Source organism: Neobacillus sp. WH10, assembly GCF_030123405.1.
GTDB lineage: Bacteria > Bacillota > Bacilli > Bacillales > Cytobacillaceae > Neobacillus.
The window spans coordinates 2,889,604-2,902,598 of the sequence record NZ_CP126110.1 but is presented as its reverse complement, the minus strand read 5'-3'; the positions used below and the strand labels follow the sequence as shown (position 1 = coordinate 2,902,598).

At 34.8% G+C, this 12,995-nt stretch carries 9 protein-coding genes; 6 read left to right on the top strand and 3 right to left on the bottom strand.

Annotation, left to right across the window (positions count from 1 at the left end; translation table 11 throughout):
- Window positions 1-669 precede the first annotated feature (669 nt).
- Together QNH20_RS13675 and ppsA are read left to right on the top strand one after the other, a co-directional pair.
- Window positions 670-2,916, top strand: a complete 2,247-nt coding sequence (locus tag QNH20_RS13675) for an alpha/beta hydrolase (protein ID WP_283918558.1) — start codon at window positions 670-672, stop codon at window positions 2,914-2,916.
- Between the two features lie 577 nt (window positions 2,917-3,493).
- On the top strand, window positions 3,494-6,094 hold the full coding sequence (gene ppsA / locus QNH20_RS13670) for a phosphoenolpyruvate synthase (RefSeq protein ID WP_283918557.1): 2,601 nt from the start codon (window positions 3,494-3,496) through the stop codon (window positions 6,092-6,094).
- Window positions 6,095-6,239: 145 nt separating this feature from the next.
- Here ppsA and QNH20_RS13665 read toward each other — a convergent pair whose 3' ends face one another.
- From QNH20_RS13665 to QNH20_RS13655, 3 genes are all read right to left on the bottom strand, one after another.
- Window positions 6,240-7,640, bottom strand: coding sequence for a sensor histidine kinase (locus QNH20_RS13665; RefSeq protein WP_283918556.1), 1,401 nt, complete (start codon window positions 7,638-7,640; stop codon window positions 6,240-6,242).
- The gene (locus QNH20_RS13660; protein ID WP_283918555.1) at window positions 7,630-8,340 is read right to left on the bottom strand and encodes a response regulator transcription factor; all 711 of its coding nucleotides are present in this window, start codon (window positions 8,338-8,340) and stop codon (window positions 7,630-7,632) included. The genes QNH20_RS13665 and QNH20_RS13660 overlap by 11 nt, the downstream gene beginning before the upstream one ends.
- Window positions 8,341-8,967: 627 nt before the next feature.
- Window positions 8,968-9,471, bottom strand: a complete 504-nt coding sequence (locus QNH20_RS13655) for a DinB family protein (RefSeq protein ID WP_283918554.1) — start codon at window positions 9,469-9,471, stop codon at window positions 8,968-8,970.
- A 339-nt stretch (window positions 9,472-9,810) separates the two neighbouring features.
- On the opposite strand from QNH20_RS13655, the gene QNH20_RS13650 reads away from it, so the two are divergent.
- The 4 genes from QNH20_RS13650 to QNH20_RS13635 all read left to right on the top strand — a co-directional run bounded on the left by QNH20_RS13650 (window position 9,811) and on the right by QNH20_RS13635 (window position 12,823).
- Entirely contained in the window at window positions 9,811-10,566 is a 756-nt protein-coding gene (locus tag QNH20_RS13650; protein ID WP_283918553.1) for a DUF2087 domain-containing protein, read from the top strand.
- Between the two features lie 22 nt (window positions 10,567-10,588).
- Entirely contained in the window at window positions 10,589-10,942 is a 354-nt protein-coding gene (locus QNH20_RS13645; RefSeq protein ID WP_283918552.1) for a GIY-YIG nuclease family protein, read from the top strand.
- 212 nt (window positions 10,943-11,154) lie between these two features.
- Window positions 11,155-11,880 carry a TerC family protein gene (locus QNH20_RS13640; protein WP_283918551.1) on the top strand — a complete coding sequence of 242 codons (726 nt, stop codon included), beginning with the start codon at window positions 11,155-11,157 and terminating at the stop codon, window positions 11,878-11,880.
- Window positions 11,881-12,208: 328 nt separating this feature from the next.
- The gene (locus QNH20_RS13635) at window positions 12,209-12,823 is read left to right on the top strand and encodes an undecaprenyl-diphosphatase (protein WP_283918550.1); all 615 of its coding nucleotides are present in this window, start codon (window positions 12,209-12,211) and stop codon (window positions 12,821-12,823) included.
- Window positions 12,824-12,995: the final 172 nt, after the last annotated feature.

Below are 12,995 nucleotides of genomic sequence, written 5' to 3'. Positions count from 1 at the left end.
TTTAAGATAGAGGGATAATCAGTCAATTAACGAGGATAGCCTTTAAATTTATTTTTCGAATATGGTTAATTTTGAATAGTCGTTCTTAATTATATCTTCTGGGATAAATTAACTAAATATGGATGTTGGGGAATTTTGATACAGGAATTTATACAAATGAAGAACTCGCAGAAAAAGGTAAAACATTTTGGGCAACTTAAATATCTATGAAATGTGTGGCTAAAAAGCAGTGTTAGAAGAAGCTTGTCACTAAAGAAACTTTAAAATTAACTCAAAAATCTCTTCAAAAAAAGAAGGGGTTTTTTAAATGGTAACATTATATAAAAGATTGAGTTAATTGAAAATATTTAAGGCGTGTTTTGATCAATCTTCTTTCAAAACACGCTTTTTCTATTTGGTCTTTTGTCAACGTTTATAGAGGTAGTTTAATCAAACATTATTTCAAGAGTGAAATTAGTAATAAAAGAGATCCTTTGACTTGTTTTTACACGTATCTTAGCACAACCCCATAAGGAATATGAAAGTAAAACATAGAGGTAAGAACAGATACATCTCCTTATGAATGATTGTAAGGTTATTGAAAGAATGAAGTAAGCATGTAGAAAGAAACATCCTGTAAAATTTTGTAGTGAGAAGGAACAATGATGTTGTCTAAGGAGGATGAAAAGAATGGAGACGAAAAAAGAGAAAGTCCCACAACTATTAAGTGTAATTAAATTAAAACGAAATAGGATTAAGTCATTATCACCAGGATGGAAGGGAGCATCATTTGTTCTTGTGTTGGCGGTTTTGTTTCTCTTCTTAATTCAAGCGCATTATTTATTATGGGAGCGGGGCTTTATTGATTTTGCAGTAGGTTCAATTTTATTTATTGTGGTTGTTGTATTATTATGTGGGTTTATCACACTACTTGTACACGGAATCAAGAAAATGCCTAGCCGCTATCTTTGGCTATTTTTAAGTTCATTTGTGCTACTTTATATCTGTTTTGTAGGACCTTTATATGTTTCTAGCGCAGTTGTCCTCTTTATTATCGTCGGGTTATCTATATGGGGTGCTGTTTTGTATAAATTTATTCAAGGTAGTTACAAAAATACAACAATGCTGAAGAAAATTGTAGCTAGCGGATCATTTGTATCAATGACAGTAGCTCTCGGGTTTGCTTGGTTCTGGGTTGTCAATGAGGGCGAATCAGAAGTCGCTGGAGTAACATTGAAGGAATTGAAAAACTCCCCACGTTATGATGAAGGTTTACTGAAAAGTCCGATAGCGAAAGGACGATATCAAGTTAGTACGATCACATATGGCAGTAAAAATAGTTACCGAAAGGAGTTTAAACAGCATAATTCTCTCTTAACAAGAACGGTGGATGGATCATCTTTTTTGGAGAAATGGTCTTCTCTTAGATCGAAAACGGTTGGCTTTGGACCTGAAGCAATGCCACTGAATGGATCAGTATGGTATCCAGAAGGAGAAGGGCCATTCCCTTTAGTTGTGATTGTGCATGGAAATCATATGATGACAAGCTATTCTGATCCTGGTTATGATTATCTTGGTGAGCTGCTAGCGAGTCGCGGCTATATTTTCGTTTCTATTGATGAGAATTTTCTAAATGCCTCTCCATATAACGATATGTTTATGATCAGTGCTTTAGAGAATGAAAACCCAGCAAGAGGTTGGTTAATACTTGAACATATCAGAACATGGAAGGAGTGGAATGCCGATAAAAAAAACCCGTTTTATCAGAAAGTAAATATGGATCAAATAGCCCTTATCGGTCATTCTCGTGGAGGAGAAGCGATTGCGATTGCTACTGCTTTTAATAAGTTAAATAATTTTCCTGATAATGGTAATATTAAATTTGATTATAATTTTCATATTCGTACCTTAATTTCTATTGCGGGGACGAATGGACAGTACAAGGCTTCTGGTAAGACGATTCCTCTTGAAAATGTGAATTTCTTGGCATTGCATGGAGCACATGATATGGATGTAAATACGTTCGCTAGCGCAAGTCAATATAATCGAGTAAGTTTTACAAATAAGGAAGACTTTATGACTGCATCTGTCTATATTTATGGAGCTAATCATGGGCAATTCAATCGTCGTTGGAGTAGAGGCGATGGAGTAGGGATGGGGAATCAGCTCTTTAATTTAAAACAGCTTATGTCACGAGCTGACCAAGAAACAATAGCAAAAGTATTCATTTCTGCATTCTTAGATGGAACATTGAAGAATGAGAAAGAGTACGAAAATATTTTCAGGGATATTGGCTATGCGAAAGAATGGCTTCCTGATACGATCTATATTAGTAATTATAAAGACTCGAATACAAACTTTATTTCAACATACGACGAGGATATCGATTTACTGAGTACAACAATTCCAGGAGGTAAACTAAACGGAAAGAATTTACAGGTGTGGAAGGAAGAAAAGGTGAAAATGAAGTATGGAGTGGATGAATATAGTGCTGTTAGGTTAGGGTGGAATGGCAGCAAGAATTCAGATACTACTTCTTATACAGTTGTCCTGCCGGATGAGGGCATAACTTTTACTGAAAATAGCTCAATCGTCTTTTCGATGGCGGATAGCAGTGAAAGAAAAACTACATCTTATCACAAAGATTTGATTGATTTAACAGTTAAAGTTGAAGATAAAAATGGAAATAAAGCTAGCTTGCCTTTAAGTCATATTTCGAAATTAGTACCAATGATCGAAGGCAAACTGCTTAAATGGCCTTTTGAAAACCTTGGAGAAACGAAGGAACCAGTATTTCAAAACTATAGTTTTGAATTAACTGACTTTAAGCAAGTGAACAGTCATTTTAATCCATTAGCACTGCAAAAAATAAGTTTTGAATTTGATTTAACAGAGAAAGGCACTATCTTAATGAACGACATCGGAATACGAAATTAGTATCTGGTAATTTGTAAAAAGGCTCTTTGCATATACTGTAAAGGGTTCCGTTTTCGGGCGCTTTCTTAATAAATGGCGCAAGAATTGACGTATGAATTGAAATACGTCATTTTCTTTATTTATCAAGGTTTCTGCGGAATTTCTTTAACTTTGACATAGCAATTGACATCATTTTTATAATGGAAAATAAGTATTGTACAATTAAAAAAGAGGGCTAAAACTACTGTCAATTTCAGTGCCGTTTTGAGTACCAATATTTTTGATCCTTCTTTAACGGGGGGTTAGTTTAATAAAAGCTTGAAATCTCATATTAATATAAGCTATTTTAGGGAAAACAAACAGATTAAATGGAAAAAAGTTGATATTAATCATATTCATAATTGTGGGTTAAAAGGTATATGAGCTGATTTCGAGGGGATGAATCGAGGCAACAGCTTACTTTATGATAAGGTCTAGCTATTTTTTTGAACTCTTCCTAATTTAATTATAGCATTAAATAAATGGTTAATATAGACTTTTTATTCTCATTTACTACTGCTAAAATCAATAGAACATTAATGGCTAGGAGGGATGTAGAATGAGTTCTTTGGTTCTCGGTTTTCAGGAGATAGAAAAAACACAGCTTTTGCTCGTTGGCGGAAAAGGGTTAAATTTAGGGGAATTATCAAAAATTCAAGGAATACTAGTACCAGAAGGATTTTGTATTACAACAGTAGGATATCAAAAAGCCATCGAACAAAACGAAACGTTTCAAGCTTTGTTGGATCAACTAACAATGCTAAAAATAGAGGATCGAGATCAAATTGGTGAAATCAGCAGGAAGATTAGACAAATCATAATGGAAGCAGAAATTCCTTCCGATGTTGTGAAAGCAGTTGCTGACTATTTCTCCCAGTTTGACGATGAACATGCTTATGCAGTTCGTTCTAGTGCGACCGCTGAAGATTTGCCACATGCCTCTTTTGCTGGTCAACAAGACACCTATTTAAATATCATCGGAAAAGAAGCCATCTTGCAGCATATCAGAAAATGTTGGGCTTCCCTATTTACGGATCGAGCGGTAATATACCGAATACAAAATAGATTTGACCACAGACAAGTTTATTTATCCGTTATCGTACAAAGTATGGTTTTCCCACAGGCATCAGGGATTTTATTTACCGCTGATCCGATTACTTCTAACCGAAAGCTACTATCAATCGATGCCAGTTTTGGACTTGGAGAAGCACTGGTCTCTGGCTTGGTATCTGCCGATTGTTATAAAGTACAGGAAGATAAAATCGTCTATAAGATGATAGCAACCAAAAAATTGGCTATCTATGGACTAAAAGAAGGCGGAATTGAGACACATCAGATTGATCCTGATCAGCAAAAGACTCAAACACTTACTGAACAACAAATATTACAACTAGCACGTATCGGAAGACAGATCGAGGCTTATTTTGGTTGCCCACAAGATATCGAATGGTGTTTGGTTGGTGATACATTTTATATCGTCCAGAGTCGGCCAATCACTACGCTTTTCCCCATCCCTGAAGCGAATGATCAAGAAAATCACGTTTATGTATCTGTTGGTCATCAACAAATGATGACCGACCCCATGAAACCATTGGGATTGTCTTTTTTTCTGTTAACGACTCCTGCACCCATGCGTAAAGCTGGTGGGAGGTTGTTTGTTGATGTCACACATAATCTGGCATCACCTGTCAGTAGAGAAATTTTATTAAATGCCATGGGACAACACGATCCGCTCATGAAAGACGCACTTATGACCATAATAGAGCGAGGAGATTTTATAAAATCGTTACCAAATGATGTAAAAGCACCGAGTCGCAGCAGAAACAATACAGATATGCTGACAGAACTCGAAAACGACCCGAAAATCGTTACTGATTTGATCAAGAGTAATCAAAGATCGATAGAAGAGTTAAAACAAAACATACAAACGAAATCAGGATCGGTTTTAATTGATTTTATTCAAGAAGATATCCAGCAATTAAAGAAGATATTATTTAACCCACAGAGTTCGCGTGTATTTATGGCAGCTATAGATGCTTCATCATGGATCAATAAAAAAATAGAGAAGTGGTTAGGTGAAAAAAACGTAGCAGACACGCTTTCTCAATCAGTACCAAACAATATTACTTCGGAAATGGGTCTAGCATTATTGGATGTTGCAGATGTGATTCGTCCTTATCCAGAAGTAATTGATTATTTACAACATGTAAAAGATGATAACTTTTTGGATGAATTGGTTAAGTTTGAAGGTGGACAAAAAACCCGAGACGCTATCTATGCTTATCTCAACAAATACGGAATGAGATGTGCCGGAGAAATCGATATTACCAGAAGTCGTTGGAGCGAAAAACCAACTACACTTATCCCCTTGATTCTCAATAATATTAAAAACTTTGAACCGAACGCTGGCAATCGGAAATTTGAGCAAGGGCGGCGTGTTGCCTTGAAAAAAGAACAAGAGTTATTAGATCGATTGAAGCAATTGCCGGATGGTGAACAAAAAGCCAATGAGACAAAACGAATGATTAGCATCATCCGGAATTTCATTGGTTATCGTGAATATCCAAAATACGGCATGATTAATCGCTACTTCGTTTATAAGCAGGCTTTACTGAAAGAAGCCGAACAACTCGTTCAATCCAATGCTATTCATGAAAAAGAAGATATATACTTTCTCACTTTTGAAGAACTTAGCGAAGTCGTACGCACAAATAAACTGGATTACCAGATCATCAGCAAACGAAAAGACGAGTACAAATTATATGAAAAACTAACTCTCCCACGTGTTATCACGTCTGATGGTGAAATCATTGCAGGTGAGTACAAACGAGAAAATCTCCCAGCCGAAGCTATTGTAGGTCTACCTGTTTCTTCTGGAATTATAGAGGGACGCGCTCGTGTCATCTTAAACATGGAAGATGCAGATTTAGAAGATGGAGATATATTAGTCACCTCCTTTACTGACCCTAGCTGGACACCATTGTTTGTATCCATAAAAGGCCTAGTCACCGAAGTTGGTGGACTGATGACGCATGGAGCAGTTATCGCACGTGAATATGGGCTACCAGCAGTTGTCGGAGTGGAAAATGCTACCAAAATGATAAAAGATGGGCAACGAATTCGCGTGCATGGAACAGAAGGGTATATCGAAATATTGTAATTGTTGAATACGTCCAAGTAAATTAATAGGGTGCTTAGTTTATTAAGGTTTCGGTATTCATAAAATGCCAGAACGACTGTCATTTCATCACTTATTTTTAGAACCGAACCCTTTACATATATTGCTGGAGCCTTTCTGAGTTAACTCATTTAAATAATGTAATTTGAAACACTGTTTTCCCCATGCTCGTATCTAATTCAATTTGGCCACCATGCTTTTTAATGATATTTTTAGAAATAGTTAAACCTAGACCTGTTCCTCCGTCGCTTTTTCTCGAATGATCTCCTCGGGCAAACGGTTCGAATATTTTTTCTTTTAACGATTCAGAAATTCCGATTCCATTATCAATAATGGAAACACGAACATATGAAGTTTCTTCTTTTAATTGAATAAGCACCTTTGTTCCCGCGGGATTATAGGTCAATGCATTAGAGAGAATATTGGAAACGGCCCGGTATAAAAGCTTGTGGTTGTAGGACATACTTATTTCCTCTTCTGGAATATCCACATGAAAATTGATGTTCTTTTCACTGAATGAATAATAAAATTCTATAGCCATTTGACGAATAAACTCTGTAATGTCTGAACGTTCTTTTGTAAATGGATAGTCAGGACTTTCTAGCTTGGACAATTCAAATACGTCTTCAATTAAGGCTGTGACCAAATTTGTTTTCGTGTGGATAAGGTCAAGTGTTCTTTGTTTCTTTTTCTCATCTGTAATAAGCCCTCTTTGCAACGCTTCAATATAGCCTTGTATCGACGTGATGGGCGTTTTGAGATCGTGGGAAATATCAACAAGCATACGCTGTTTACTTTCCTCTAATTGTTTTTTCTCCATTTCTGCTTTTTCTAGTTTTTCTGCCATTATATTAAATTGCTCTTGAAGTTGTTGTAATTCGTAGTTAGATTTAAAATGAAGTCTTTTGTAGAATTGGCCATTCGCTACATTTCTGATTCCTTCAGAGATATAACGAAGGGGACTGGTTATTTTTCCAGCAGTCCAGCGGCTATAAATATATACATTGATAATGAATAGGAGAAAACATAGGGCTAATGTTTGTAATAGAAATTTCCAAAATATTGGTATAAATTCTTTTGATTCTTGTGAAAATTGAAAGCTGGTTGATAAGTATTTTTTTGGAATTTTAACAAAACAATAGAATGTACGTCCATCTTTCGTTTCAAAAGGTGCTAAAGTAGCATGATATAAATTATCATCTAAATCATAGAATTGGCGGTTTATTTCTTTTTCTGTATAGCTTAAAAAAATATCTTGTTTTTCTCCCTTAACATAGATAACACGCAAATGATCATCAAGAATTTCTATCCATCCATGAACCTTTTCAATTGCTTCCGACTGGATATCAACATAATTTTGTTGTACGATTTCACTCGCTTTAATTTTCGCAAAATCAGATTCGCCAAATTCATTAAGCAAACGGTAATTAAACATAACTAATAGAAGAAAGATGATCATTCCGGTTGTTATTGAAAAGAAAACATAATTTTTTATGAGATTTTCGGCTAGCTTATTTTTACTTGCCATTGAGCTCTTCGTTTTTAGAGAAACGATATCCTAGTCCGCGAATCGTCCTTATATAAATTGGATTCCTCGGCTGATCTTCAATTTTGTCCCGAAGTCTACTAATTTGAACCATAATCGTATTATCATCGTTAAAAAAATAATCTGACCGAACCTTTTCAAAAATCTGTTTTTTTGTAAAAATACGTCCAGGCTCTGCCGTAAAAAGTTTTAATAGCTTATATTCCATTGAACTAAGCTGAATGGGTTGCCCGTGCTTATACAAAATGCATTCATGGTGGTCAAGTACAATATCTCCAATACAAGTTCTTGCTTCCAGTGAAGCATCTTTATCGAACTCATAGGTTCGACGAAGCTGGGCTTGAACGCGAGCAACTACTTCCATAGAGCTAAAAGGTTTTGAAATATAATCATCTGCACCAAGACCAAGGCCAAGAATTTTATCCGTTTCCTCGTTTTTAGCTGATAAAACGATAATGGGCAGCTTGTATTCCTTCCTTATTAATTTGATCAATTGATAGCCATCGAGCTTTGGCATCATAATATCGATAATTGCTAGATCAATGTGATTGTTTTGAATGCTTGATAATGCCTCATCGCCATTGTTTCCTTCAATTACTGTATATCCTTCTATCTCAAGGAATAATCTTAACAAGGTGATAATTTCTAGCTCATCATCAGCGATAAGGATCGTTTTGCTCATAGATTTCCCTCCCAAAAAATAATAGGATGATAAAGTAGTATAATTACTGAAAAATGAAAAAATATATCCTCATTAGTTTTTTATTAAATTAATTTCTGTTTGTCAAGATATTTTCTTTAGGGATTAGACTGATCACATCTGACCGACCTGGATTCGGGATATCATGAGAAACCTGATTGAACCGTTTTAGATTGGGGAGATGATATGGAAGATCTAGCTGATCAATTAGATATCAACCAATTTTCTTTTATCAGGGTTTGAGGTGGCGGGGCCTATGCTATTGCGTGTGCTTATCAATTTGCTAACCGAGTGAGAGGTGTTTCGTTGGTCTAAAGCGTGGCTCGTTTTGAAAATGGAATACTTCCAAAATGTTTATCTAAAGAGAATCGAAAGGCGTTCACCCTCGCAAAATATTTACCCTGGGCTGATGAAGATGACCTACAACGCTCAGAAAATGGAATTAGAAAAATAGCCTAAAAAATTTAAAAATACCACGAAAACAGGAAATAAACATTTATGTAATTGGTATCGAAAGGTTCTTTAGGAGGATCACGTTATATAGGTTTTTGGGGTACAGCTAACATTATATAGTAAAATGTTGGCTGTACCTCCTAAGAGAGAATTCAATTAATTAGTTTGTGTTTCCATTCCATACGCTGCCCCTTCCTCTAGTGAAGGTCCATATATTCCAGGTACTTTCAGACCTGCTTGACGCATTAGAACCGTCATTTGACCACGATGGTGAATTTGGTGAGAATTTAAGATAAAAAGTGTTAGTCCATTTGGCCATTGTTCCCCATACATATTTTTCATTTCTATTAATGATTCGTCTGTCCATTGCTCTTTTATTGCAGCGATCATGGATTCACTTGACTGACGATAGCTATTAGCTATTTCCTTTGCAGAAGATGGAACTTGGCTCCCGGGTACCTCAGCATCAAATTTTAGTCCAGTTTGAGACATCAACTCATGTAGAGAAGTAACAATATGCCATGCAAGTTTTCCAAGTGTCCAGTGACCTTGAGCCACCTCCTGCTTCAAAGAATCATCTGTCAGTACATCCATAACTTTTTGTGTCGAGTTTGCTTCATGGTACCAGTTCTTCACAAATTCTTCGATTGTACGATACATTCTTCTATTCCTCCTTGTGAAACTTTACTCTATACATTTATTCGATAAGGTATAAAAAATATTCCTTCTAATTCATCTGATTTACTTTGAAATAGGGTTAATTGTGCCCGTAAATCCCGAAAGAGTGGGTTCACGGGCACAAAAAGAGGTTTATTGTTACCGTCTATTCCAAAAAAGCGAATTAACGGAAAAAAATGGATTATTGGAACTGTCTACCTAAAAAAATCGAGCTATTTAATACATAGGTTAATAAACTTTTAATTAATTTGTTTGTAAATAATTAAACAAAATTATATAATGTTTATAAAAGTGATAAATATGTCAGTAGGTGGATGCAATATGGAACTATCGGAAATTTTTTGGAATGCCTCGGTCGAAGAACTTAAGAGTGGGTATATTGATAAGGCTGATTCTTTTATATGCCTTCTTTGCGGCGAAAATGTGGAAAAGGGGATTGTTTATCCATATGAGGGGATTCTTTATGAAGCTGAAAGATATATGAGAATTCATATTGAAGAGACTCACCATTCGGTTTTTGAGTATTTGCTTGGACTTGATAAAAAATTCACCGGGCTGACTGATCACCAAAATCATCTTCTTCGTTTATTTTATCAAGGTAAAACTGATACAGAAGTGCGTGAGGAAACGGGAATAGGTAGTGTATCCACTATTAGGCATCATCGTTTTGCCTTAAAAGAGAAGGAACGACAAGCAAAGACCTTTTTGACGATGATGGAACTTTTAAAGGAAAAAGATAATCATGCTTCAGCTTTTGTGCCGCCGCCTAAAACTGCTAGGATGGTTGACGAACGGTACAATATTACACAGGAAGAACAGGAGCAAATAGTGAAGAAATATTTTCTTAATGGAACAGAAGGACATTTAAAGAAATTTCCATTGAAAGAAAAGCAAAGGCTTGTTGTATTGAGCGAGATTGTTAAACAACTTAACCGTGAAAATACTTATAATGAAGCAGAATTAAATGAAATATTGATTTCTTTTCATGATGATTATGCAATGATCAGAAGATATTTAATAGAATACGGGTTTTTGGATCGAAAGCCTGATGGAAGCCTTTACTGGCTTAAAAAGTAGTATAAAAAAGGTGGTAAATAATATGGATCGTAAAAAAGAACTCAAGCAATTATATAAAGAGACTCCGATAGAAGCAGGGATATTTCAAATCAAAAACACGGAAAATCAAAAGATTTACATAGGCAGCACCAAAAATTTGAAGACATTAAACGGATTAAAATTCATGCTTGATACAGGCGGGAATAGGAATAAAGAACTTCAAAAAGAATGGTTGGAATTTGGAAAGGAAGCCTTTGAAATTGAAGTTCTAGAAATCCTAAAAAAGAAGGAAGAAGCCTATTTTAACGAAAAAGAAGAACTGCAAAAGCTTGAAGAAAAGTGGTTAGAGCAGCTGCAGCCCTATGGAGAACGGGGCTATCATCACCAAAAAAAATAAGCCCCACCTGAGTTTATTGACCAAACATGTAATAGCATGTTTGGTTTTTTTTTTTCATATATCTATAAGCCCTACATACATATAGAGTAGAGTGCAATTTGGGTTGAGGGAAAATTCTAGGGTACAAGCTTTATGTTTATATTGTAGAAAGCTTTTGATTATAAAGTAATAACTTGCTATTTTGGGTAGATAAGAAGGGAGAAAAAAAGCGGATGGAACTCCTACAAGAAATAATTAATACCTATAGTTCATTTTTTTCATTTGAGACATTAGAGAATGTTGTAACCGATCCTGCAAGCTGGGGAATTATTGGGACCCTCATTATTCTTGAAGGATTATTATCTGCTGATAATGCCCTCGTTCTAGCGGTTATGGTAAAGCACTTGCCTAAGGACCAACGTAAAAAAGCTCTATTCTATGGGATATTTGGTGCTTATTTTTTCCGAGTTGTGGCAATTGGATTGGGTGTTTCGTTAATCAACATTCCTTGGATAAAAATTGTCTGTGGCCACTATCTTCTTTGGATAGTTTTTCAAAATTTTGTTAAGAAAGAGGAAGATGAGGTTCAAAATAAGAAAATGGGATTTTGGCGAACGGTTTTAACCGTAGAACTAATGGACATTGCTTTCAGTTTTGACAGTGTGATTGCTGCATTTGGCGTTTCTAATCAAGTTTGGGTTTTATTCCTTGGAGGGGTGCTGGGGATTTTAATGATGCGCGGGGTCGCTCAATTATTCATAACATTGATTGAAAAAGTTCCTGAATTTGAAATAACTGCTTTTCTTTTGATTGGTGTTATTGGAATAAAAATGATTATCTCTGCATTTGGTTTCCGTATGGATGAAGTCGTATTATTTAGTATAATAATCGCCGTATTCATGGGAACATTCATTGTCCACTTATTCAGAAAAAATTCTGGGGATGAAACAACGATGTAATATAATTTTAGATCGAAGGGGAAAGTGCTTTTTTTGTGTAAGATAATACGAAGGATATTAAACCAGGAAAATTTTTTACCTGGTTCTATTTATAGATACGAGCGATCATAGCAGATGTATCTTAAAAACAAGTATAACCGTTTCTAATATATCCTTTTTGAAAAAAGTTAAACCTTTTATAAAAAGATGAATTGTAGATATTGAACAGGAACTAACATCAATCTTACAAAATTGTTAGATAAAGTCATTAAATGTAATTAGAATCGATGGCAGATCACCATAGCTCTCTTTTAAGATATAGAAAAAAGAGATAGGATGGTGGCTCGGTTTGGATCTTTCTGAAGTTAATATTTCATTATTTAGATTGGTTAATGACTTAGGAAAAGAGTATACATATTTAAATCCTGTTTTTAGTTTTATTGCTGAAAATATGGTTTTATTACTTGCACTAAGTGTTGTTATTATCTGGTTTACTCGTGACCAAAACAATAGGTTAATGATTCTATGTGCAACAATCACTTTTATTTGTGCATTTATCATTGGTAAAATATCAGGTCAATTTCATTCAAATTATCAACCATTTGTAGAATTATCAGATGTAAATAAGCTAATTGAGAAAGAAAAAGATAATTCCTTTCCAAGCGACCATACAATTTTATTCTTCTCATATTGTATATCTTTTTGGCTTTTCAAAAGAGGTTGGTCAATCTTATGGATAATGTTAGCTTTTCTAGTTGGCATCTCCCGTATTTGGGTAGGTGTTCATTATCCATTTGATGTTATAGCAGGAATACTAATAAGCTTTGTAACTGCAACCTTCATATATTTCATAGTACCTAAATTAAGAGTTACTAAAAATATTCTAAGTATTTATGAAAAATTGGAGGACACACTTTTTCAGCCATTTAAAAAATCAAAAGGAAACAAAACTAAAAACTATTAACGTTATAATATAAATCAATTGTTATTCAACCAACGGGGCGTTATTAAATAATGGTTATATAAATGAATAAACTTATTATAAAAGAATGATTTAATTAAATATGTTTAGAGTGTGTTTTGATCAATTTTTTTCAAAACACATTCTTTCTTCGTTTATGAAGGTTAATATTATC

Excerpts from the sequence above, each read along its gene's own strand:
- QNH20_RS13675 (WP_283918558.1), top strand. The coding sequence starts at position 670 with ATGGAGACGAAAAAAGAGAAAGTCCCACAACTATTAAGTGTAATTAAA.
- ppsA (WP_283918557.1), top strand. The coding sequence starts at position 3,494 with ATGAGTTCTTTGGTTCTCGGTTTTCAGGAGATAGAAAAAACACAGCTT.
- QNH20_RS13665 (WP_283918556.1), bottom strand. The coding sequence starts at position 7,640 with ATGGCAAGTAAAAATAAGCTAGCCGAAAATCTCATAAAAAATTATGTT.
- QNH20_RS13660 (WP_283918555.1), bottom strand. The coding sequence starts at position 8,340 with ATGAGCAAAACGATCCTTATCGCTGATGATGAGCTAGAAATTATCACC.
- QNH20_RS13655 (WP_283918554.1), bottom strand. The coding sequence starts at position 9,471 with ATGTATCGTACAATCGAAGAATTTGTGAAGAACTGGTACCATGAAGCA.
- QNH20_RS13650 (WP_283918553.1), top strand. The coding sequence starts at position 9,811 with ATGGAACTATCGGAAATTTTTTGGAATGCCTCGGTCGAAGAACTTAAG.
- QNH20_RS13645 (WP_283918552.1), top strand. The coding sequence starts at position 10,589 with ATGGATCGTAAAAAAGAACTCAAGCAATTATATAAAGAGACTCCGATA.
- QNH20_RS13640 (WP_283918551.1), top strand. The coding sequence starts at position 11,155 with ATGGAACTCCTACAAGAAATAATTAATACCTATAGTTCATTTTTTTCA.